Genomic DNA, 23,217 nt, shown 5'->3' on the forward strand with positions numbered 1-23,217 from the left:
TGACGTCGCGCCCCCGCTGAAGTCTTTGGTTTTGCGCGAACGGGGGAAGCCCCGCGCGCGCATGGCGCAAATGGCAGCAAGGATCTGACAATGACCGATCACGCAGCACATCCGCCAGCCGCGACAGCGCAGTCGTCGACCGACAACAGCGAGGGCATGAGCTATCTCGAGACGCTGCCCAGCAAGATCGTGACGCTCTACATTCCGCTGTTCATCATGGTCGTCATCCTGCTGTTTCCGTTTTACTGGATGGCGTTGACGTCGATCAAACCCGATGAACAGTTGATCGATATGGAGACTTACAACCCGTTCTGGGTTGTGAAGCCGACCTTGAAGCATATCCAGAAGCTGCTGTTCGAAACCCAATATCCGCGCTGGCTGTGGAACACGATGTATGTCGCCGCTGCGGCAACGTTTATCTCGATTGTCGCGAGTGTGCTGGCGGCCTACGCCATCGTCCGCCTCCGCTTCAAGGGCGCCAATGTCGTCAGCGCCTCGATTTTCCTGGCCTATCTCATTCCGCCGTCGATCCTGTTCATTCCGCTGGCCTCGGTAATCCATTCCTACGGACTGTTCGATTCCCCTCTGTCGCTGATCCTGGTGTATCCGACACTGCTGATCCCATTTTCAACCTGGCTGCTGATGGGCTATTTCAAGACCATTCCGTACGAACTCGAAGAATGTGCTCTGATCGACGGCGCCAGCCGCTGGCAAATCCTGACCAAGATCGTGCTGCCGCTTGCGGTGCCCGGGCTGATCTCGGCTTTCATCTTCTCGTTCACGCTCTGCTGGAACGAGTTCATCTACGCGCTGACTTTTCTGTCCTCGACACAGAACAAGACGGTCCCCGTCGCCATCGTCAACGAATTCGTCGACGGCGATATCTATAAATGGGGATCGTTGATGGCAGGCGCGCTGGTCGGCTCACTGCCGCTGGTCATTCTCTACGCGTTCTTCGTGGAGCACTACGTGTCCGCCATGACCGGCGCGGTCAAGGAATAGACATCGACATCAAGAAGAAACTCCAAAGAAGGGCGAAGGCTTTGCATATTCTGGTTCTCGGCGCGGCCGGCATGGTGGGGCGCAAACTTGTCGATCGGTTGCTCCGCGACGGCAGGCTCGGAAAGTCCGACATCACCCGCATGACGTTGCAGGATGTCGTCGCTCCGGCACAGCCGAATACCTCCATTCCCGTCGAGACGGTGACCTGCGACGTCGCGGAGCAGGCTGCGGTGACCAAACTGGTGGCGGCAAAACCGGATGTGATTTTCCATCTCGCGGCCATTGTCTCGGGTGAGGCTGAAGCGGACTTCGACAAGGGCTACCGCATCAATCTCGACGGCACGCGTTATCTGATCGACGCCATCCGCGCCATCGGCGGTGACTACAAGCCTCGCGTGGTGTTTACATCATCTATTGCAGTGTTCGGCGCGCCGTTCCCGGATAAAATCGGTGACGAGTTCTTCACCACCCCGCTGACGAGCTATGGCACGCAGAAAGCGATCGGCGAGCTTCTGGTTTCCGATTACTCCCGTAAGGGCCTGCTCGATGGCGTCAGCATCCGTCTGCCGACCATTTGTGTGCGGCCCGGGCTGCCGAACAAGGCGGCGTCCGGCTTTTTCTCCAACATCATCCGCGAGCCGCTGGCCGGCAAGGAAGCGGTTCTGCCGGTGTCCGAAGATGTGCGCCACTGGCACGCATCGCCGCGCTCCGCAGTCGGCTTCCTGCTGCAGGCCGCGACCATGGACACCGGCACCATCGGTCCGCGCCGGGCGCTCAGCATGCCGGGACTCTCGGTGACGGTCGGTGAGCAGATCGCCGCGCTGACACGCGTGGCAGGGCCGAACGTGACGGCACGGATCAAGCGCGAGCCAGACCCGACCATTGTCGGCATCGTGGCCGGCTGGCCGCGCGATTTCGTCACCGATCGCGCGCTCAAACTCGGTTTCACCACGGCCGAAAAGACCTTCGATGACATCATTCGAATTCATATTGAAGACGAACTCGACGGTTCATTCGTGTCCTGACACAACGCCGGTGCAGTGATGACGACTGTCGCCTGCATTGGCGAATGCATGATCGAACTTTCGCAGGGCGCCGGTGGTCAACTGACGCGTAGCTATGGCGGCGATACCCTGAACACGGCGGTCTATCTTGCGCGTCTTGGTGTGAGCGTGGACTACGTCACTGCGCTCGGGACCGATCCATTCAGCGACGAAATGGTTGAAGCCTGGAAGGGCGAGGACGTTGGTACCGCGCGCGTTGCGCGGATCGACGGCAAGCTGCCCGGCCTCTATGTGATACGGACCAGCGAGGCGGGTGAACGGTCATTCTACTACTGGCGCGAGAGCGCGGCGGCGCGGATGCTGCTCGATTTGCCGCAGACCGATGCAATCCTGGCGGCGCTGGCAAGCTATGATCTGATCTATCTCTCGGGCATTACGCTGTCGCTCTATAGCCCCGATGGCCGTCAGCGGCTGATCGATGCGCTCCGGAAGGCTCGCGAGGGCTCGACGCGCGTGGCGTTCGACACCAATTTCCGCGTGCAAGGCTGGCCGGTGCTGGATACCGCGCGTCAGGTCTATCGCGATATCCTTGCCGTCGCGGATATCGTTCTGGCGTCCGTCGATGACCTCACTCCATTATTCGGAGCGCGCATGCACGGTGAACTGATTGACCGCATGGCCGCCCGCGAGGTCGTGCTGAAACTTGCAACGCCGGGCAGCGTTGTCAGGCATGATGGCGTGGAGCACGCCGTTAAGGCGGACCCGGTTAGCAAAGTGGTGGATACGACAGCGGCGGGTGACAGTTTCGCAGCCGCCTATCTTGCCGCGCGGCTGGACGGAATGGCGCCTGTTGAGGCGGCGCTGGCCGGGCATCGTCTGGCCGGTGTGGTGATCGGTCACCGGGGCGCAATCATTCCGCGCGCCGCGATGCCGTCTAACTGGACGGCCAGCGCGGCCGGGATGGAGCGATCATCATGACGGGCATGTCGGGCTCTGAGAGGCAGGCAGCCCTGGAGAAGATCCTGATTCCTGCGCGGATAATTCCGGTATTGACCATCGGCCGCGTCGAGGATGGCGTGCCTCTGGCCCGAGCGCTGGTGGCGGGTGGCGTGAAAACGCTCGAAATCACTTTCCGCACAGAGGCAGCAGCCGATGCCGCCAGAGCGATTATTGCCGAGGTCCCGGAGGCCGTAGTCGGAATCGGCACCGTCCTCAACGCGGACGACCTGCGCCGAGCGCAGGCCCTCGGGGCGCGGTTCGCGGTCAGTCCCGGCGCGACGCCGGAGTTGCTCGATGCCGCAGCGGCGAGCGACCTTCCGCTACTGCCGGGTATCGCTACAGCATCTGAGCTGATGCAGGCGCGGGCGCGGGGATTTGATCTGCTGAAATTCTTTCCCGCCGAGCAATCCGGCGGTATTCCGATGCTGCGCGCTCTGGCCGGACCGTTCCCCCATACGCGCTTTTGCCCGACCGGTGGCGTCAGCGCCGCCAACGCCGCAACATGGCTGGCTGAGCCGAATGTCATCGCGGTCGGCGGGTCGTGGCTATGCCCGGCATCGGACGTCAAATCGGGGAACTGGGAGGTCATCACCGGGCGCTGCATCGACGCGATGAAATCGCTGCGGCGAAGGTAGCCTGTCTTCACCTCTAGATTATGCTTGTGAAAGATTGCCCCTCACCCCAACCCTCTCCCCGCAAGAGCGGGGCGAGGGAGTTGCGAAAACTGAGTCCGATGAGCGGGTTACGATTCAAATCTCACGCCGGTACTGAATCTCGGCATAATGTTTTGCGTGAGGATGAGGTGCCACACTTAAGCGACTCATCCGACTCTCAAAATCCCATCGCTGCGCCGTCGCTGCGTGGATCGGTCGCTCCCTCGAACATTCCGTCGGCATGACGTACGACAGCGCCGGCGTGGCCCATGGTCGAGGTGAAAGCCGGCAGGATCTCGATGTCGTGACCGGCATCTCGCATGGCCTGAACCACCGCCGGATCGAAACGGTCTTCCAGCTTGAGCGTCACCGTGGCGTCGCCCCATGTCTTACCGAGCAGCCAGCGCGGCGCGGTGATCGCCGCCTGCAAGCCCTGACCGTACATGGCGTAGCGGCTGAACACGGCGGACTGGCTCTGCGGCTGCCCTTCGCCGCCCATGTTGCCATAAACCATGCGGCGGCCATCGCCGAACAACGCCATCGCCGGGTTGAGGGTGTGGAACGGCTTGCGGCCGGGGCGCAGCGCGCGCGGTCCATCGCCATCGAGCAGGAAGCTCGAGCCGCGGTTCTGCCAGACGATGCCGGAATTCTCCAGCACGCAGCCGGAGCCAAACTCGAAGTAGATGCTCTGGATGAAGCTGACGGCGATGCCGTCCTTGTCCACGGCGCCCAGCCACACGGTGTCGCCCGGATTGACCGGCACCGGCCAAGGCAGCGCGCGCTTGCGGTTGACATTGGCCGCGAGCCCGTCGAGCGTGGCGGAGGTCAGGTAGTGTTCGGCCTTTTCCTTCATCAATGCGGGGTCGCCCACGATGCGGTCCCGCACGAGAAACGCCTGCTTGGTCGCTTCGACAATGCAATGGAGATACTCGAACGTTTCGGCTTCCTTCACGCCGAGCCGCTCGAAGATCGCGAGGATCATCAGCGAGGCGAGGCCCTGCGTCGGCGGCGGGAAGTTGTACAGCGTCGCGCCCTTGACCGCGACTGACAGCGCCTGACGGCGCTGCGCTTTCTGCGCAGCAAGATCGGCCAGCGTGACCGGGGAGCCGCAGCGCGCCAGATCCGCGGCGATCTCCTTCGCCAGTGCGCCGGTGTAGAAATCCATTGGGCCGTGCTGGCCGAGCCGCTTCAGCGTTGCGCCGAGCGCGGGCAGCTTCATCAACTGGCCTTCCTTCGGCAGCTTGCCGCCAAGCAGGAATGTATCGACAAAGCCCGGCGAGTCTTTCAGTTCGGCGAATTTCGTCTCGGTCAATTCCTGCTGCGTCGCGGTGACGGCAAAGCCGTTCTCCGCGGACCACGCCGCATCTTCCACAAGCCGGGACAGCGGAAGTTTTCCGCCCATCTCCTTGTTGATCGCGATCACCTCGGCCCAGCCGGACAGGGTGCCAGCGACTGTATTGGCGGCGAGGGGACCGCGTGATGGAATTGCGGACAGACCCTTGCCCTTGTAGAATTCAACGGTCGCAGCCTGTGCCGCCGCGCCGCAGCCGTCCACCGCAATCGGTGGCTTGCCGCCGGCGGAAATCAGCCAGAAGCCATCACCGCCGATCGAATTCATGTGCGGATAGACCACCGGCAGGCTCGCTGCCATGGCCAGCGTTGCCTCGATGGCGTTGCCGCCTTCGCGCAGCACGCGCAGCCCGGCTTCGCTGGCGAGATGGTGCGGCGAGGTTACCATGCCGCGGCGGGAGCGAGGCGTATTCAGCATTGATCGTATCCATGGTCTAGCGTTGACGCGCCGACAATGGACGCTATGCCATATGTAAGTGAATACTTCACTTTTGGCAAACCGCAAAATAACCGGCTTTTGCCGGGTATTTTGGCGTGGATTTGCTAAGAAGCCTATTCGGCGGGGGCAGCCAGAGGTGTGCCGGGTGCGGCGTGCCCGAACCATGCCATCCGCCATGGTTTCAAGACGAACAGGGCGAGCAGGCCGGTCAGCACATCCATGACGATGATCAGGCCGAAAACCGGCATCCAGCTCCCGGTGGATTCACGGATCATTGCTGCAACCGGGCCGCCGAGCACAGAACCGATGCCCTGGGCCATGTAGAGAAATCCATAATTCGTGGTCGCGTTCTTGGTGCCGAAGGTGTCGGTCAGGGTGGAGGGGAACAGCGAAAATATCTCGCCCCAGCCGAAGAACACGACGCCCGACAGCAGCACGAACGCAAGCGCGTTGTCGCGGAAGGCGACCATCAATGCGATGGCGATGCCTTCGAAGATAAACGCGAGGCCCATCGTATTCTCACGTCCAATGCGATCCGATACCCAGCCGAAGAATGGCCGGGTCAGTCCATTGGTGATGCGATCGATGGTGAGCGCGAGCGGCAGTGCCGCCAGACCCCAGACCATCACATTGGCGACGCCAAAATCCTTGGTGAAATTTGCGAACTGCGAAATCACCATCAGCCCGCCGGTGGACATCATCGTCATCATGACGAACATCAGCCAGAAGATCGGTGTCTTCAGCATCTGCTTCGGTTCGTAATCCACGGCCGAGGTTGCGACCTTGATCGAGGTCGCCGCTGCCGCGGTCTCTCCGGCTTTGGGATTGCGCAAACCGAGCGCGGCCAGAAGGCCAACGGCGCCGAGAATGATGCCGAAGGTGATCAGCGTCGACTGATAGGTCGAACTCTTCAGCATGGCGTCGATCGGGAACGTGGTCAGGATCGCGCCGAAGCCATATCCGGCGGCAACCATCCCCGTGGCGAAACCGCGCCGGTCCGGGAACCAGCGCACCATCAGGCCGACAATGCCGACATAAACGATGCCGGTGCCGATGCCGCAAAACAAGCCATAGGTTGCATAAAGCGCGGTCAGCGATGTTGCATAGGCCGAGAGTACCCATCCCAGTCCGCTCAGAACGGTGCCTGCGGCGATCAGGAGCTTTGGTCCGAAACGGTCGATCAGCCAGCCCTGTGCCGGCGACAGCCATGTTTGCAGGACGATCAGCAAGGAGAAGGTGATCTGGATCGCGGGAAGCGTTGCGCCCGTTGTGGTCTGGAAGGATTTGACGAACAGCGTCCAGACGTATTGCGGGCTGGAGATCGCCATCATCGCGATGACGCCCAGCAACAGTTGAATCCAGCGTGCGTTGCTTGTCTTGAGATCGGTGGTGAGACTCATGCCGGTTTTCTCCATGGTTCGAGAAAACACAGCAATGTACGTGCCACTCACCTCATCGGCGTTATGCGTTTGTGAGGTGGTGGCACATGCATTTTTGAACGGAATGAATCCGTGGTCGGAGTGTTCGTTACACCTTGACCATTCGCTTGCCGCGATTCTCGCCGACGAGAAGTCCGATCAGCGCCTTCGGCGTGTTTTCCAGGCCGTTGATGATGTCTTCCTGCACCTTGATCTTGCCGGCCTTCACCCACGACTGCAGGTCGGCCATCGCGGCGTCACGCTGATCATTGAAGTCGGTGAAGATGAAGCCCTGCACGATCAGGCGCTTGACGACGATCAGTCCCGGGACGCCCCGGGGGCCGTGGGCCGGCGGCGTGCCGTCATAGGCCGACACGGCTCCACAGCAGGAGATACGGCCGTGCTGGTTCATCTGCGGCAGGCAGGCTTCGAAAATATCGCCGCCGACATTGTCGAAGTAAACGTCGATGCCGTTCGGCGCGGACGCCTTCAGCGCTTTGAACACGGGCTCGGACTTGTAATCCACTGCCGCATCGAAACCGAGCTCCGAAACCAGCCAGTTGCACTTCTCCTTGCCGCCCGCGATGCCGACCACGCGGCAGCCCTTGATCTTGGCGATCTGCCCGACAAAGGAGCCGACCGATCCTGCGGCGGCGGACACCACGACTGTTTCGCCTGCCTTCGGCTTGCCGACGTTGAGCAGGCCGAAATAGGCGGTGAGACCTGCCACGCCGTACACGCTGAGCAGGTTGGTGATCGGATCGATGCGCGGCACCTTGACCAGATGTTTTGCGCGGACCACGGCGTAGTCCTGCCAGCCGGTATCGGCGAACACCAGATCGCCGGGAGTGAAGCCCGGCGCATTGGATTTCACCACTTCGGCAATGGCGCCGCCCGCCATCACGGTATTGGCCTCGACAGCTGCACGGTAGGTCGCACCCTGCATCCAGGCGCGGTTGGCCGCATCGAGCGAGATGTAAAGCACCCGCAGCAAAACTTCGCCGTCCTTCGGTTCGGGAATGGCTGCTTCCGCCATCTTGAAATTCTGGGGCAGCAGCTTTCCGGTCGGCTTCTCGACCAGCAGAATCTGACGATTGGTCTGTGTCATAGGCATTCCTCCGCAGGGCTTGTGTCTTTTTATCCCGCGACGATAGCAGCCTTTGATCCGGGATTGGAACGGGGTGGAACCGAGCCATGTCGGGGGCGTTCTTCTCGGAGTGGACCGCAGCTTGCTTGTCTGAGTATGGCTGCGTTGAGAGCGGGTCTGCGTCCTCGGAAGCGCCCTAATCTCACCGGAATTGTGGCCCGTTCTTAGCGCAATTGCATATTTCGAGAGCAGGGGGCCTGATGAGAGACGTGGTAAGTCCTTCCCTACGCCGCATCCTTTGTGTTTTTCCCCGATATTCCCCCTCATTTGGCACTTTCGAATACGCATACCCTCTGACCGATGGCGTTCAGGCTTTCATGCCCCCGCAGGGGCTTCTGCTGATAGCGGCCTCGCTTCCGGCCGGGTGGGAGGTCCGCTTTATCGACGAGAACATCAGGGCGGCAACCGACGAGGACTTCATCTGGGCGGACGCTGTGTTCGTCAGCGGCATGCATATCCAGCGGCCGCAGATCAACGATATCTGCCACCGCGCCCATGCGCATAATCTGGCCGTAGCGCTGGGCGGCCCGTCCGTCAGCGCGTGTCCGGAGAACTACCCCGACTTCGACTACCTTCATATCGGGGAGCTTGGCGACGCAACCGAAGAACTGTTCCGGCGGCTGGCGCGCGATACGTCGCGTCCGGAAAAACAGGTCGTCCTGACGACTCAGGACCGCCGTGAGATGTCGGAATTTCCGATCCCGGCCTATGAGTTGATTCCGCTAGAGCGATACTTTCTCGGCAGTATCCAGTTCTCGAGCGGGTGTCCTTATCAGTGCGAGTTCTGCGACATTCCTGGACTCTACGGGCGCAATCCGCGCCTGAAGACGCCCGAGCAAGTCACCGCCGAACTCGACAAACTTCTCGAATGCGGCCTCACCGGCTCGGTGTATTTCGTGGATGATAATTTTATCGGCAACCGCAAGGCGGCGCTGGATCTCCTTCCGCATCTCGTTGAATGGCAGAAGCGCAACGGCTTTGCTCTTCAATTCGCATGTGAAGCCACGCTGAACATCGCCAAGCGCCCCGAAATTCTCTCGCTGATGCGCGATGCCTACTTCGCCACCGTTTTCTGCGGCATCGAAACGCCGGACCCCGCTGCGCTCAAAGCGATGTCCAAGCAGCACAACATGGTGGTGCCTATTCTGGAGGGCGTACAGACGCTCAACAGCTACGGGCTGGAGGTGGTGTCCGGCATCATTCTGGGTCTCGACACCGACAAGCTCGATGCCGGCGAGGGCATTCTCGAATTCATCGACCAGTCCCAAATTCCACTGCTGACCATCAATCTGCTGCAGGCGTTGCCGCGCACGCCTCTGTACGATCGCCTCAAGCGCGAGGGCCGCCTGATCGAAGACAGCGACCGCGATTCAAACGTCGACTTTTTGCTTCCTTACGATCACGTCGTGTCCACATGGCGCGAGTGCATGGGCCGCGCCTATACGCCCGAAAAACTGTTTGCGCGTTTCAAGCATCAGTTGATCCATACCTATCCGAACCGGATCAAGCTGCCGAACAGCAAGCAGAGGCTGTCGTTGCGCAATATCAAGCGCGGGCTGACCATGTTGGCCAACATCGTCTGGCAGGTCGGCGTTAAAAGCGACTATCGGCGTGAATTCTGGAAGTTCTCACTGCCGCTTCTCAAGCGCGGGGATATCGAACGTGTCATCACTGTTGGTCTGGTCGCGCACCATCTGATATTGTTTGCGCGGGACGCATCGGGCGGGCAGCAGAATGCTTCATACTATTCGACAAGATTGCGGGACATGCCTGTCGCCGCTGAGTGATGCGCGCATGACGGCATCGCCAGCCGCCTTGTCGTCCGGGGATTCATGAAACAGCCGCTGGTTTACGACGTCGTTGTCCTCGGCGGAGGCGCGGCGGGCTTGATGTGCGCCAGCGTTGCGGGAAGCCGCGGCCGGCGCGTGGTGGTGATCGAACAGGCGAAGCGGCCTGCCGAGAAGATCCGCATTTCTGGCGGCGGGCGCTGCAATTTCACCAATCTGCACGCGACGCCTGCGAATTTCCTGTCGCGCAATCCGCACTTCTGCAAGTCGGCGCTGAGCGGCTATACGCAGCACGATTTCATTGCGCTCGTCGAGAAGCACCGCATCGCCTATCACGAGAAGACGCGGGGGCAACTGTTCTGCGACGACTCCTCGCAGCAGATCATCGACATGCTGCTCGATGAATGCCGAGCTGCGGGTGTGACGCTGTATCCGGGCACGAAAATCTCATCGGTTGCGAAGGGTGAGAGTGGCTTCACGGTCGTCACCGATCGCGGCGAGATCCGCGGGCAATCGCTGGTGATCGCGACCGGCGGTCCTTCGATTCCGAAAATGGGATCGAGCGGTTTCGGCTACAAAATCGCCGAGCAGTTCGGTCTTAAGATCGTCCCCCCGCGCGCGGGGCTGGTGCCGCTGACATTCGATGAGGCTTTGCTGGCGCGGTCCAAAGACCTTGCGGGCGTCGCTGTCGATGCGATTGTGAGTTGCGATGGGGTGCAATTCGACGAGGCGATGCTGTTCACCCATCGCGGATTGAGCGGCCCGGCGATCCTGCAAATTTCATCCTATTGGCGCGACGGCGACCATATTCAGATCGATATGGCGCCGGGTGTTGATGTTTTCGCCGCGCTGAAAGAGTTGCGGCGGGATCATCCTCGCCAGGAGCTGGCGACCGGGCTTGCGCGGCTATTGCCGTCGCGGCTTGCGCAGAGGATCGCGGAGGCGGGTGGTGGAATGTCGCGAATGGCGGACATGTCCGATCACCAATTGCAGGCGGTAGCTGTGCTCGTGAACAAGTGGCAGGTGACGCCGCGCGGGACCGAAGGCTACCGTACAGCGGAAGTCACGCTGGGCGGGGTGGATACGGCGGAATTGTCGTCGAAGACCTTTGAATCCAGGTCGGTCCCCGGGTTGTTTTTCATTGGCGAGGTGATCGACGTCACCGGCCACCTTGGCGGTTTCAACTTCCAGTGGGCCTGGTCGTCGGGGTTTGCCGCCGGCCAAATCGTCTGACCGGTTCCCTGGAAGCTATCGAGATGGCTTTTCAGCCCAAGCGCTCCCTATAAACGCCTGAAGTTGCAAGAATATTTCGTCAGAATGGAGGATTGTCTTCAGGGGCGCGAACCTGCTAATCGACTGCGGCGGAGGCCCACCGCCGCCGTCCCGAACCTGCTCGCGAGCCTGAATTGTCCGCTGAAATACCATTGGTCACCGCTGCCGTAGCCTTGGCGATCTGGGTCTATCTGATTGTGGCCCGGGGCGACTTCTGGCGAACGCAGAAGTTCGATGACCTTGCGCCTGCGCCCGGCTTCATGAACTGGCCGCCGGTCGCCGTCGTCGTGCCTGCACGCGATGAGGCTGCGGGCGTCGGTGCCTGCGTGACCTCGATCCTCAGCCAGCCTTATCCCGGCGCGCTGTCGATGATCCTGGTCGATGATCAAAGCCAGGACGGCACCTCGCAGATCGCAAGCGAAGCCGCGGCAAAGATCGGCGCATCGGATCGTCTGACGGTTTTACAGGGCCGCCCGTTGCCGTCGGGCTGGACGGGCAAGCTCTGGGCGGTGAAGCAGGGGCTCACGCTGGTCGAAAGCAGCGCAACGCAGCCTGAATATGTTCTTCTGACGGATGCCGACATCGTTTACGCCGGCGATGTGCTGATGCGGCTGGTGGCTCGCGCACAAAACGAAAAGCTCGCGATGACGTCGATCATGGCGAAACTTCGCTGCGAGAGCTTGGCCGAGAAATATCTGATCCCGGCCTTCATCTTCTTCTTCGGGATGCTTTATCCGTTCGGTTGGGTGCGCAGCCGCACGCGCGCGACTGGTGCGGCCGCGGGCGGATGCATTCTGGCGCGATGGGACGCGCTGAAGGATGCCGGCGGTATCGACGCCATTCGGGGGTCGCTGATCGATGACTGCGCACTCGGTGTACGGCTGAAGACGCAGGGACCGGTATGGCTTGGTTTCTCGCAGAACGTCGTCAGCGTTCGTGCATCGGATACCGTTGGTGACGTGGGGCAGATGATCTCACGTTCAGCCTACGCGCAGTTGCACTATTCGCTGGCGCTTCTGATCGGAACCATCTTTGCGATGACAATCGTGTTCCTCGCACCGGTCCTTATTGTGCTGTTCGGTCACGGCCTTGCGGCAGTATTTGCGGCCGCCGCGTGGCTGCTGATGGCCCTCGCGTTCCAGCCCACGCTGCGATACTATGGGCAGCCGGTTCTTTGGGGACCGGCGCTTCCCGCAATCGCAGTCGCTTACATGGTGTTCACGGTCAACTCCGCGATCCAGCATTTTCAGGGACGTGGCGGAATGTGGAAAGGCCGCGCCCAGGCACAGGTATCCAGCTCGCAATGACAACAGCAGGCGAATTGCGTTCAGGCAAAAGCCACAAGGACGAAAACTTCCCGGTCGCGTCATGGATCATCCATCCGCGCCATCGGGCGCTGATCCTTGCGTTCTATAATTTTGTGCGCACCGGCGACGACGTCGCCGATCATGCGACGCTGCCCGCGCAGGAAAAGCTCGACAAGCTCGATCTGCTGGAAGCCGAACTGCTGGGGAAGGGCGACACGCAGCCGGAAGCGGTGGCGCTGCGCAAGGCGTTTGCCGAACGCGGAATGTCTCCGAAGCATGCGCAGGATTTGCTGAACGCGTTTCGTCTCGATGTCACCAAGCTGCGCTACGAAAACTGGGACGAACTGATCCACTACTGCTCGCTCTCGGCGATGCCGGTCGGCCGCTTCATGCTCGACGTTCATGGCGAGGACCGCTCGACGTGGGCGGCGTCCGACGCCATCTGCGCCGCGTTGCAGATCAACAACCATCTGCAGGATTGCGGCAAGGACTATCGCAATCTCAGTCGGGTCTACATCCCGCGCGACGCACTGGCGGCATCGGGTGCTACTGTCGAGATGCTCGGAGAGGCGCGTTCCGCGCCCGCGTTGCTGAAATGCCTGCAGGCGCTGGCGCGGCGCACCGAGACGCTCTTGCACGAGGGCCGTTCGCTTCCAGGCGAGATCAAGGACACCCGGTTCGCGCTGGAGGTTTGCGTGATCGATGCTTTCGCCGACAAGATCGTGAACTTGCTGAAAGTGCGCGATCCGCTCAGCGAGAATGTCCATCTGTCGAAGGGGCAGATGGCGGGCGTTGCGCTATCCGCGATGGCGGGTGGCTTGTTCCGGCGCGTGACGGGGCAAATGCCACGTCCGGCCAGCACCGGGCGCGTGATCTGACATGATCTCAACGAGCACAGCGCCGCACGCCGCCGCGCCGGAAGCGAATGTTCAGGGCGTTGCCTCGGGCAGTTCGTTCTACGCGGCGATGCGCATCCTGCCGCGCGAGCAGCGCGAGGCGATGTTTTATATTTACAGTTTCTGCCGTCAGGTCGATGACATCGCCGACTCCGATGGTCCGCGCCCTGAACGCCTCAAGGCGCTGGATCAATGGCGGCGCGACATCGATGCGCTTTACGCCGGGAAACCGTCTCAACATCTGCGCGACTATGTGCCGTCGGTGAAACGGTTCGGCCTGCGGCGCGAAGACTTCATCGCCATCATCGATGGCATGGAAATGGACGTCCCCGCCGACATTCGCGCGCCTGATGCGCGGACGCTCGATCTTTACTGCGATCGCGTGGCGAGCGCGGTGGGGCGGCTGTCGGTGCGGGTGTTCGGCCTCGGCGAGGAGGACGGCATCCTGCTGGCGCATCATCTTGGCCGCGCGCTTCAGCTCACCAACATCTTGCGCGACATCGATGAGGATGCCGGTATCGGCCGGCTTTATCTGCCGCGCGAAAGCCTCAACGCCGCCGGCATCATGTCCAACGATCCGTTGGTGGTTGCCTCCGACCCGCGGCTGCCGCGTGTCTGCGAAGGCATTCTGAAGCAGGCCCGAGATCATTTCGCCAAGTCGAATGACATCATGGCGCGCAATTCGCGGCGCGTGGTCCGTGCGCCGAAGATCATGTCGGAATACTACCACGCGATCCTCGAGAAGCTCGTGGAGCGCGGCTTCGCTCTGCCGCGCAAGCCGGTCAAACTCAGCAAGGCCGCCAAGATTTTCATTCTCATTCGGTACGCATTCATCTGATGGCAAAAGCTCATATCATCGGCGCCGGGGTCTCCGGCCTGTCCGCGGGTGTTCGGCTCGCGAATGAAGGATTCGAGGTTCATGTCCACGAAGCGACCCAGCAGGCCGGTGGCCGCTGCCGTTCTTATTATGATGGCGCGACGGACATGGTCATCGACAACGGCAACCATTTGCTGCTGTCGGGCAATCTTCATGCACGCTCCTATGCGTTGTCGATCGGGAGCGAGCACGGTCTGGTCGGCCCGGAGCGCGCGCAGTTCGATTTCGTCGATCTGAAAGCGGGCAAGCGCTGGATGCTCGATCTCGGCAATGGCCGTTTGCCGACATGGATATTCGATAAGTCACGCCGCGTGCCGGACACGGGCGTGGGCGATTATCTCGCGTTGGCTCCGCTCGCCTGGGCCGGCGACGATGCACTGATTGGCAACACGATCAAATGCGAGGGCAAGCTTTATGAGAGGCTTGTACAGCCCTTGATGCTCGCGGCGCTGAACGTCGATCCGCCGGATGGCTCTGCAGGCCTCGCTGGTGCCATCGTGCGCGAGACGTTGCTTGCAGGCGGCAAGTCCTGCCGTCCGCTGATTGCGCGCGAAGGATTGAGCACGGTGCTGGTCGATCCGGCGTTGAAGCTGATCCGGGAGAAGGGCGGTACTGTCAATCTTGGCCACGAACTGCGTCAGGTGCTGATGGCTGGCGAGTCCATTTCGATGCTGGAATTCGGTGACGACACGATTGTCGTCGCGCCAGGCGATGTTGTCGTGCTGGCGGTTCCGCCGCGCTCTGCATCGTCGATCCTGCCGGGTCTCAAGACCCCCACCAAGTTCCGCGCCATCGTCAACGCACATTTCCGCTACGATCCGCCGGACAACATGCCGCCAATGATGGGCGTGATCGGCGGCCTCATTGAATGGCTGTTCGCATTTCCGCAGCGGCTGTCTATCACAATCAGCGATGCCGACCGGCTGGTGAATGTGCCGCGCGAGCAGCTTGCCCGCGACATCTGGCGCGACATCTGCAAGGCTGCGGGCATCAGTGATGAGGTGGCGGAGGGGCCGCTGCCGCCGTGGCAGATCGTGCGAGAGCGCCGTGCCACATTTGAGGCAACTCCGGAACAGAATGCCATGCGTCCAGGGCCGGTCACCGAGTGGAAAAACCTATTCCTCGCGGGGGACTGGACTGATACGGGACTGCCAGCGACCATCGAAGGCTCGATCCGCTCCGGCGATCGCGCCGCCGATCTGGCGCTGCAAATGCGATAGCGGACAGACATGCAGGGCATGACTCTCGAAGATCACAAGGCCGGAGCCGCCGCACCGTCAGCGGCGGCTGTTGATGCCAGCATCGCGGCCGCGAGCAGCGCCGTGCTGGACTATCGCAAGCCCGACGGCCATTGGGTGTTCGAGCTTGAAGCCGACGCCACGATTCCGGCCGAGTATGTCCTGCTGCGCCATTATCTGGCCGAGCCGATCGACACCGTACTGGAAGGCAAGATCGCGAATTATCTGCGCCGCATCCAGAACGAGAACGGCGGCTGGTCGCTGTTCTACGGCCATGAGTTCGATATGAGCGCCAGCGTGAAGGCCTACTTCGCGCTCAAGATGATCGGTGACTCGCCTGACGCGCCGCATATGAAGAAGGCGCGCGAAGAAATGCTTCGCCGCGGTGGCGCGATCAAGAGCAACGTGTTCACGCGCATCATGCTGGCGCTGTTCGGCGTCGTGACATGGCGTGCCGCGCCGATGATGCCTGTCGAGATCATGCTGCTGCCGCGCTGGTTTCCGATTCATCTGACCAAGATTTCGTATTGGGCTCGCACGGTGATCGTGCCGCTGCTGGTGCTGATGAACAAGAAGCCGCGTGCGCGCAATCCACTCGGCGTCGGCATCGATGAGCTCTTTCTGGAAGACCCGAAATCCATCGGCATGACGGCGAAAGCCCCGCATCAGAGCCAGCTCTGGTTCACGGGCTTCAATCTTCTCGACAAGGTCCTGCGCGTTGTCGATCCGCTGTTTCCGAAAGCCCCACGCCAGCGCGCCATCGACAAGGCCGTGGCGTTTGTCACCGAGCGCCTCAACGGCGTCGATGGTCTTGGCGCGATCTTCCCGGCAATGGCCAACACCGTGATGATGTATGATCTGCTCGGTTATCCGAAGGATCATCCGCATTACGTTCTGGCGCGGCAGTCGATCGAGAACCTGCTCGTCATCAAGGATGACGAAGCTTACTGCCAGCCGTGCGTCTCGCCAATCTGGGATACCGCGCTGACCGCACACGCCATGATCGAGGTCGGCGGCGAGAAGGAAGTTGCGTCGGCAAAGGCCGCGCTGGACTGGCTCAAGCCGAAACAGGTGCTCGATGTCGAGGGCGACTGGATCGAGAAGCGGCCGGGCGTGCGTCCTGGCGGCTGGGCGTTCCAGTACAACAATGCGCACTATCCCGATCTCGACGACACCGCCGTTGTCGTCATGGCGATGGACCGTGCGCGCGGAACGCTCAACGCCGGCACCAAGTACGACGAGTCGATCGCTCGCGGCCGCGAGTGGATCGACGGTCTGCAAAGCAAGGACGGCGGCTGGGCAGCGTTCGACGCGGATAACCTCGAATACTATCTGAACAACATTCCGTTCTCGGACCACGGCGCGCTGCTCGACCCGCCGACCGAGGATGTCACCGCGCGCTGCGTTTCGATGCTGGCGCAACTCGGCGAGACCGTGAAGACCAGTGAGGCTCTGGCGCGGGGCGTCGAGTACTTGCGCCGGAGGCAGTTGCCAGATGGGTCATGGTTCGGGCGCTGGGGCGTGAACTACATCTATGGCACATGGTCGGTGCTCTGCGCGCTGAACGCCGCCGGCGTCGATCACGCGGACCCCGTGATGGCGAAAGCCGCGGACTGGCTGATCGCGATCCAGAACAGCGACGGCGGCTGGGGCGAGGACGGCAACAGCTACCGGCTCGACTACCGGGGCTATGAGAGGGCTGATTCGACCGCCTCGCAGACGGCCTGGGCGACGCTGGCGCTGATGGCGGCAGGGAAGGTCGATCATCCCGCGACTCAGCGCGGAATCGCCTATTTGATTCAGTTCCAGGGCAAAGACGGGCTTTGGAGCGAGCCGCAGTACACCGGGGGCGGGTTCCCACGTGTGTTCTATTTGCGATACCACGGATATTCTAAGTTCTTCCCCTTGTGGGCGCTGGCGCGGTACCGGAATTTGCGTAATACTAACAGCCGCTTCGTGGGGATCGGAATGTGATTATAGGCGCGGGCGGGGACGCCGCACACGAGGGGCTGCCAGTCCTGATTGTTACTGGCTTGAAACAGGAGGCCCGCATCGCTGCCGGCCCCGGTCTCACCGTCATCTGCAGTTCAAGCAATCCAGTTCAGTTGCGCGAAATGATGACGTCGTTCGATCCGGCGAGCATTCGCGGCATCGTGAGCTTCGGCGTCGCCGGCGGCCTCAACCCTTCGCTCAAGTCAGGTGACGTTGTTGTCGCCTCTCATATCGTCACCGCGAAACGGCGCTGGTCGACCGAGGCGTCGCTGACGGAAAATCTCGTCGCATTGCCGACGAGGCGCCGCCGCTCGATCGTTTCGGGCGTCCTTGCGGGTGTCGAAGAGGTTGTCACCGGTCAGGTGGCCAAGGCTGCGCTGCGCGCCACCACCGGCGCCGATGCGGTCGATATGGAGAGCCATATCGCTGCGAGATACGCCGAATACAACGGCCTGCCGTTTGCGGCGGTGCGCGTGATCAGCGATCCGGCGCATCGTGCGCTGCCGGAATTGACGATGAGCGCCATCAAACCGAACGGCAACGTCGATATGTGGAAGGTGATGCGCGGGATCGCGCGTAACCCGAAGTCGATTCCGCATCTGATTTCGACGGGACGCGACTTCAGCCGCGCGCTGCGCTCATTGCGCGGCTGCAAGGGCGCGTTGGGCTAACGCGGCTGCGTTTCAGCAGCCGTTCTTTCAACTGATGGCAGCATCAAAAAGCGCGAGTCATGCTCGCGCTTTCTTATTGATGCAGTTGCAATCAAGCCGCAGTATTGCCTTCGGCAAGAAACTCGTCCAACTGCTGGAACTGCTCGCCAAATCCGCTGGTGCTTCCGGACGAGATCGCCTCGTCGAGGGCTTCCTTCGATGGGTAGAGATCGTGCATCACGACCAGCGTCTCGTTACCTCTGTCGTCGAAGGTAACTGTCGTGATGGTCACGCCTTCGCCGGTTTCTTCATTTGTCCAAGCGAAGCGGACAGGCGGCGTGACTTCGATATATTTGCCGAAGAATGCCACAGGCTGTTCTGACGAAGAGTGGCCGAACTCCAGACGGTAAGTCCCTCCGACGCGAACATCCATCTCGCAGGAAAGCATAGTCAGGCCGAACGACCGCGGTGCCCACCAGCGCTTAAACAGCTCGGGCTTGGTCCACGCCTCGAACACGAGATGTCTCGGCCCATTGAAAATCCGCGTAACAACCAGCTCACGGTCGGACTTCCGTTCGACCGTTGTGGGGTTTCCGGGCTCATTTTGCTTTTTTCCGTCCATCGGCCTTTTCCTTCTGTTTCAGTTCTTCGACAACCTTGTCCAGTTCGTCGAAACGTGCGCTCCAGAGCTGGCGGTATGTCTCGATCCATGCCGCCTCTTGCTCCAGCCGGCGCTGGCCGAGCTTGCAGGTCCGCACACGCCCGATTTTCACCGTGGTGACGAGGCCGGCCTGCTCAAGGATGACAACATGCTTCTTCATGCCCGTGAGGGTCATGTGGAACTTATCGGCAAGGTCCGTGATGGAAGCGTCTGCACGCCCGAGTTGCTCCAGAACGCCGCGTCGAGTGGCATCCGAGAGCGCGGCAAATGTGGCGTCAAAACGGGCCTGACTATACTGAACCATGTGGTTCAGTATATAGCGCAGGGATTGGCAGACGCAAGTGCAAGCCGATTGCGATCAACAAAAAAGAAAAAGGCGCGAGCGATGCTCGCGCCTTTTGAATGAGTGCGGTCCGAAAATCAGGCCGCGGTCGATGCGTTGGTTGCCGGAGCCGCAGTCTGCGCAGCGAGCTTCGCTGCCTTGGCTTCCGCTGCTTTCGCTTCGTCGGCACGGATTTCCGACAGGCGCTTCTGCACTTCCGACGAGAACACGTATTGTGCCGGACGCTGCTTCGACAGATCGATCTCAGGCGCCATAGGCCCGCTGGTTTTGATGCCGAACAGCGAGACCTTCAATGCCTTGAACGGGTTGCTGACAGCAGCGTTTGCAGCGGTCGGCTCGTAGCCGCAATGGGCCATGCAGTCGGCGCACTTCTCGTACTTGCCGGTGCCGTAGGTGTCCCAATCGGTGGTTTCCATCAGCTCCTTGAAGGTCTTGGTATAGCCTTCACCGAGCAGGTAGCAGGGCTTCTGCCAGCCGAAGATGTTGCGGGCAGGCATGCCCCACGGCTCGCACTCGAAGTTCTGGTTGCCGGCGAGGAAGTCGAGGAACAGGCCGGAGTGCATAAAATTCCACTTCTTGCCCTTGCCGAGCGCGAACACGTCGCGGAACAGCTTCTTGGTCTTGGTGCGGTTCAGGAAGTGCTCCTGATCCGGCGCGCGCTCATAGGCGTAGCCTGGCGACATCGAGACGCCGACCCCAAGCTCGGTCGTGAAGTCGAGGAACTTGGCGATCTCCTCGGCCGGATGGCCGTCGAAGATGGTCGCGTTGACGTTGACGGTGAAGCCGCGTGCCTTGGCAGCCTTGATCGCGGACACGGCGCGGTCGAACACGCCCTTCTGCGACACCGCCTTGTCGTGATGGTCCTTCAGACCGTCGAGATGGACCGAGAAGAACAGGTAGGGCGACGGCTCGAACAGATCGAGCTTCTTCTCGAGCAGCAGCGCGTTGGTGCAGAGCGAGACGAACTTCTTGCGCTCGACCAGGCCGCGCACGATCTCGCCGATCTCCTTGTGGATCAGCGGCTCGCCGCCCGGGATTGCGACCATCGGCGCGCCGCACTCGTCGGCGGCGTCCCAGCACTCCTGCGCCGACATGCGGCGGTTCAGGATCGCATCGGGGTAATCGATCTTGCCGCAACCGACGCAGGCGAGGTTGCAACGGAAAAGCGGCTCCAGCATCAGCACCAGAGGATAACGCTTACGGCCAAGCAACTTCTGCTTGACGAGGTACGAGCCGATCTTGATCTCTTTGAAAAACGGTATCGCCATGAACGTTTATCTTTCTTGCATCGCAGGAGAGAGGCGCGGTTGACGTTGGGTCAGCTCCGCGGGCAGTCTGAACTCGATATTTTCCTCCCGGCCCGGCAGCACGGACACTGTCACCGGTCCGATTCTCCGCAGGGCGTCAATCACATCGTCCACCAGCACCTCAGGCGCCGAGGCGCCCGCGGTGATGCCGACGGTCTTCGCGTCTTTCAACCATTCAGGATTGAGCTGGCTGCCGTCGGCGATGAGGTAGCTCGGGACGCCGACTTCGGTCCCGATCTCGCGGAGGCGGTTGGAGTTGGAGCTGTTCGTCGCGCCGACAACCAGGATGACATCGACGAGCTTGCTGAGATCTCGCACCGAAGACTGGCGGTTTTGTGTCGCGTAGCAGATGTCGCGGGTATCGGGGCCTTCGAGGTCGCTGAAGCGGTCTTCAAGAGCCGCGATGATATCGCGGGTGTCGTCGACGCTCAGCGTGGTCTGCGTGATGTAGGCCATCGGCTCGTCGCTCGGCAGATTGAGCGCCGCGACATCCTCGACGCTCTGCACGAGGATCACGGGGCCGGGGACCTGACCCATCGTGCCGACGACTTCAGGGTGACCTTCATGGCCGATCAGGACGAGCTTGCGTCCCTTGGAAACGTAGCGCTTGCCCTGGTTATGGACCTTGGTCACGAGCGGGCAGGTGGCGTTGAGAACGGGGAGACCGCGCGCGGCAGCTTCTTCCTCGACGCTCTTGGCGACGCCATGGGCGCTGAACACGGTGATGGCATTCGCCGGCACTTCGTGCAGATCCTCGACGAAAACCGCGCCCTTGGCTTTCAGGCTTTCGACAACGTACTTGTTGTGCACGATTTCGTGGCGGACGTAGACCGGCGGCCCATACTTCTCGAGAGCACGTTCGACGATCTCGATCGCGCGCACGACTCCGGCGCAAAATCCGCGCGGCTGAGCCAGCAGGATTTTCATTTCGGATTTCATGGGCACGTGATCAAGCAAGCTGCACCGCGCTGATCTCGCCTTCGCGGCCCAGCGCCTCGAAGACGCGCGTCACGATGCCCTTGGCGTCGAGGCCAGCCTTGGCGTACATCGCAGCCGGGCTGTCCTGATCGATGAATGTATCCGGAAGAACCATGGAGCGAACCTTCAGTCCTTTATCGAGCGCGCCGTTCTCTGCAAGGGTATGCAAGACCTGCGCCCCGAAGCCGCCGATCGAGCCTTCCTCGATGGTGACGAGCACGTCATGATCGCGCGCCAGACGCAGGATCAGATCCGTGTCGATCGGCTTGGCAAATCTGGCATCAGCGACGGTCGTCGTTAAGCCATGGGTTTTTAGAATGTCTGCAGCTTTCAGGCATTCCTGAAGGCGGGTGCCGAGAGACACCAGCGCGACAGAGCTACCTTCGCGGACGATGCGGCCTTTGCCGATCTCCAGCGGAACGCCGACCGACGGCAGGTCGACGCCGACACCGTCGCCGCGCGGGAAGCGGATGGCGGACGGACGATCATTGATCGCGGCGGCAGTCGCGACCATGTGAACCAGTTCGGCCTCATCGGCCGCGGCCATCAGAACCATCCCCGGCAAACAGCCGAGATAGGCGAGATCGAACGAGCCCGCGTGGGTCGGTCCGTCCGCACCGACGAGACCGGCGCGGTCGATGATGAACCGGACCGGCAGACCCTGAATGGCGACGTCATGCACGACCTGGTCGTAGGCGCGCTGCAGGAACGTGGAATAGATGGCAACGAATGGCTTCAGTCCTTCGGAAGCAAGGCCGGCGGCGAAAGTCACGCCATGCTGCTCGGCGATACCCACGTCGAAGGTCCGCTTGGGGAAGGCCTTGCCGAAAATATCGACGCCGGTGCCGGATGGCATGGCGGCGGTGATCGCGACGATCTTGTCGTCTTTCTCGGCTTCCTGGACCAGGCTCTGGCCGAACACCTTGGTATAGGCGGGGGCGTTGGCCTGAGCCTTCGCCTGCTTGCCCGTCGCAACATCGAATTTGACCACGCCGTGATACTTGTCGGCGGATGTCTCGGCCGGGGTGTAGCCCTTGCCCTTTTCGGTGACGACGTGGATCAGGGTCGGGCCGACTTTCGAATCCCGCACGTTCTTGAGGACAGGAAGCAGATGGTCCAGGTTGTGACCGTCGATCGGGCCGACATAGAAGAAGCCGAGCTCCTCGAACAAGGTTCCGCCAGACAGGAAGCCGCGGGCATATTCTTCGGCGCGCTGCGCGCCCTTCTCGATGAACTTCGGAAGGCGCTTGGCGACCTGCTTGCCGATCTCGCGCAGCGACCGGTAGGTGTTGCTGGACGTCAGGCGTGACAGATAAGCCGACATGGCGCCGACTGGGGGCGCAATCGACATCTCGTTGTCATTGAGGATGACGATCAGGCGCGAATCCATCGCGCCGGCGTTGTTCATTGCCTCATAGGCCATGCCGGCAGACATCGCGCCATCGCCGATTACTGCGACGATATTTCGCTCCTCGCCGGCGAGATCCCGCGCGACGGCCATGCCGAGGCCTGCTGAAATGGACGTCGACGAGTGCGCAGCGCCGAAACAATCGTATTCGCTCTCTGCGCGCTTGGTGAAACCCGAAAGACCTCCGCCCTGACGCAGGGTGCGAATCCGGTCGCGCCGTTCCGTCAGAATCTTATGAGGATAGGCCTGATGCCCGACATCCCAGATGACGCGATCGGATGGCGTATTAAAAACATGATGTATTGCAACCGTCAGTTCAACGACACCAAGACCGGAGCCGAGATGACCACCAGTTACCGCAACCGCGCTGATTGTTTCGGCGCGAAGTTCTGCCGCAACTTGAGGCAGGTCGCTTTCCTTCATCTTCCGAAGGTCAGCGGGCGACTTGATTGCGTCGAGCAATGGGGTTGAAGAGGTCATACCAAGGCT

Annotated in this window: 20 protein-coding genes; 12 read left to right on the forward strand and 8 right to left on the reverse strand. The window is 61.3% G+C overall.

Going from position 1 to position 23,217, the window contains the following annotated elements; genetic code table 11:
- The first annotated feature begins 90 nt into the window (after window positions 1-90).
- Genes ACP7AL_RS18495 through eda form a run of 4 tightly spaced genes read left to right on the forward strand, consistent with a single transcriptional unit; the run spans window position 91 to window position 3,640 of the window.
- Window positions 91-1,002, forward strand: a complete 912-nt coding sequence (locus tag ACP7AL_RS18495; protein ID WP_024573898.1) for a carbohydrate ABC transporter permease — start codon at window positions 91-93, stop codon at window positions 1,000-1,002.
- 41 nt (window positions 1,003-1,043) lie between these two features.
- Window positions 1,044-2,027: a D-erythronate dehydrogenase gene (denD, locus tag ACP7AL_RS18500; protein WP_425993409.1), complete on the forward strand. Its 984-nt coding sequence runs from the start codon at window positions 1,044-1,046 to the stop codon at window positions 2,025-2,027.
- A gap of 18 nt (window positions 2,028-2,045) precedes the next feature.
- Window positions 2,046-2,984 carry a sugar kinase gene (locus ACP7AL_RS18505; protein WP_425993410.1) on the forward strand — a complete coding sequence of 313 codons (939 nt, stop codon included), beginning with the start codon at window positions 2,046-2,048 and terminating at the stop codon, window positions 2,982-2,984.
- The gene (eda, locus tag ACP7AL_RS18510; protein ID WP_425993411.1) at window positions 2,981-3,640 is read left to right on the forward strand and encodes a bifunctional 4-hydroxy-2-oxoglutarate aldolase/2-dehydro-3-deoxy-phosphogluconate aldolase; all 660 of its coding nucleotides are present in this window, start codon (window positions 2,981-2,983) and stop codon (window positions 3,638-3,640) included. The genes ACP7AL_RS18505 and eda overlap by 4 nt, the downstream gene beginning before the upstream one ends.
- A gap of 196 nt (window positions 3,641-3,836) precedes the next feature.
- Here eda and ACP7AL_RS18515 read toward each other — a convergent pair whose 3' ends face one another.
- The 3 genes from ACP7AL_RS18515 to ACP7AL_RS18525 all read right to left on the reverse strand — a co-directional run bounded on the left by ACP7AL_RS18515 (window position 3,837) and on the right by ACP7AL_RS18525 (window position 7,973).
- Entirely contained in the window at window positions 3,837-5,426 is a 1,590-nt protein-coding gene (locus ACP7AL_RS18515; protein ID WP_425993412.1) for a gamma-glutamyltransferase family protein, read from the reverse strand.
- Between the two features lie 134 nt (window positions 5,427-5,560).
- Entirely contained in the window at window positions 5,561-6,847 is a 1,287-nt protein-coding gene (oxlT, locus tag ACP7AL_RS18520) for an oxalate/formate MFS antiporter (protein WP_425993413.1), read from the reverse strand.
- A gap of 127 nt (window positions 6,848-6,974) precedes the next feature.
- Entirely contained in the window at window positions 6,975-7,973 is a 999-nt protein-coding gene (locus ACP7AL_RS18525) for an NADP-dependent oxidoreductase (RefSeq protein WP_425993414.1), read from the reverse strand.
- 239 nt (window positions 7,974-8,212) lie between these two features.
- On the opposite strand from ACP7AL_RS18525, the gene ACP7AL_RS18530 reads away from it, so the two are divergent.
- The 8 genes from ACP7AL_RS18530 (at window position 8,213) to ACP7AL_RS18565 (ending at window position 18,052) form a co-directional block, all read left to right on the forward strand.
- Entirely contained in the window at window positions 8,213-9,799 is a 1,587-nt protein-coding gene (locus ACP7AL_RS18530; RefSeq protein WP_425993415.1) for a B12-binding domain-containing radical SAM protein, read from the forward strand.
- A 45-nt stretch (window positions 9,800-9,844) separates the two neighbouring features.
- Entirely contained in the window at window positions 9,845-11,032 is a 1,188-nt protein-coding gene (locus ACP7AL_RS18535) for an NAD(P)/FAD-dependent oxidoreductase (RefSeq protein WP_425993416.1), read from the forward strand.
- Between the two features lie 173 nt (window positions 11,033-11,205).
- Window positions 11,206-12,378 carry a glycosyltransferase gene (locus ACP7AL_RS18540; protein WP_425993417.1) on the forward strand — a complete coding sequence of 391 codons (1,173 nt, stop codon included), beginning with the start codon at window positions 11,206-11,208 and terminating at the stop codon, window positions 12,376-12,378.
- Complete coding sequence (hpnC, locus tag ACP7AL_RS18545; protein ID WP_425993418.1) at window positions 12,375-13,256, forward strand: squalene synthase HpnC; 882 nt, start codon at window positions 12,375-12,377, stop codon at window positions 13,254-13,256. The genes ACP7AL_RS18540 and hpnC overlap by 4 nt, the downstream gene beginning before the upstream one ends.
- A gap of 1 nt (window position 13,257) precedes the next feature.
- Window positions 13,258-14,112, forward strand: a complete 855-nt coding sequence (hpnD, locus tag ACP7AL_RS18550; protein WP_425993419.1) for a presqualene diphosphate synthase HpnD — start codon at window positions 13,258-13,260, stop codon at window positions 14,110-14,112.
- Window positions 14,112-15,371, forward strand: coding sequence for a hydroxysqualene dehydroxylase HpnE (hpnE, locus tag ACP7AL_RS18555; protein WP_425993420.1), 1,260 nt, complete (start codon window positions 14,112-14,114; stop codon window positions 15,369-15,371). The genes hpnD and hpnE overlap by 1 nt, the downstream gene beginning before the upstream one ends.
- Window positions 15,372-15,389: 18 nt before the next feature.
- Window positions 15,390-17,363, forward strand: a complete 1,974-nt coding sequence (gene shc / locus ACP7AL_RS18560) for a squalene--hopene cyclase (RefSeq protein WP_425993421.1) — start codon at window positions 15,390-15,392, stop codon at window positions 17,361-17,363.
- Complete coding sequence (locus ACP7AL_RS18565) at window positions 17,360-18,052, forward strand: phosphorylase (RefSeq protein WP_425993422.1); 693 nt, start codon at window positions 17,360-17,362, stop codon at window positions 18,050-18,052. Before shc ends, ACP7AL_RS18565 begins: the two co-directional genes overlap by 4 nt.
- Window positions 18,053-18,143: 91 nt before the next feature.
- Here the strand turns inward: ACP7AL_RS18565 and ACP7AL_RS18570 are convergent, their stop codons facing one another.
- The 5 genes from ACP7AL_RS18570 to dxs form a co-directional block, all read right to left on the reverse strand.
- Window positions 18,144-18,653 carry an SRPBCC family protein gene (locus ACP7AL_RS18570; RefSeq protein ID WP_425993423.1) on the reverse strand — a complete coding sequence of 170 codons (510 nt, stop codon included), beginning with the start codon at window positions 18,651-18,653 and terminating at the stop codon, window positions 18,144-18,146.
- Complete coding sequence (locus ACP7AL_RS18575) at window positions 18,631-18,996, reverse strand: ArsR/SmtB family transcription factor (protein WP_009735793.1); 366 nt, start codon at window positions 18,994-18,996, stop codon at window positions 18,631-18,633. Before ACP7AL_RS18575 ends, ACP7AL_RS18570 begins: the two co-directional genes overlap by 23 nt.
- A 116-nt stretch (window positions 18,997-19,112) precedes the next feature.
- The gene (hpnH, locus tag ACP7AL_RS18580) at window positions 19,113-20,303 is read right to left on the reverse strand and encodes an adenosyl-hopene transferase HpnH (protein ID WP_006019763.1); all 1,191 of its coding nucleotides are present in this window, start codon (window positions 20,301-20,303) and stop codon (window positions 19,113-19,115) included.
- Between the two features lie 6 nt (window positions 20,304-20,309).
- Entirely contained in the window at window positions 20,310-21,269 is a 960-nt protein-coding gene (ispH, locus tag ACP7AL_RS18585) for a 4-hydroxy-3-methylbut-2-enyl diphosphate reductase (protein ID WP_425993424.1), read from the reverse strand.
- A 22-nt stretch (window positions 21,270-21,291) separates the two neighbouring features.
- The gene (gene dxs / locus ACP7AL_RS18590; protein WP_425993425.1) at window positions 21,292-23,208 is read right to left on the reverse strand and encodes a 1-deoxy-D-xylulose-5-phosphate synthase; all 1,917 of its coding nucleotides are present in this window, start codon (window positions 23,206-23,208) and stop codon (window positions 21,292-21,294) included.
- Window positions 23,209-23,217: the final 9 nt, after the last annotated feature.

The organism is Afipia sp. DC4300-2b1 (assembly GCF_049895725.1).
GTDB lineage: Bacteria > Pseudomonadota > Alphaproteobacteria > Rhizobiales > Xanthobacteraceae > Afipia > Afipia broomeae.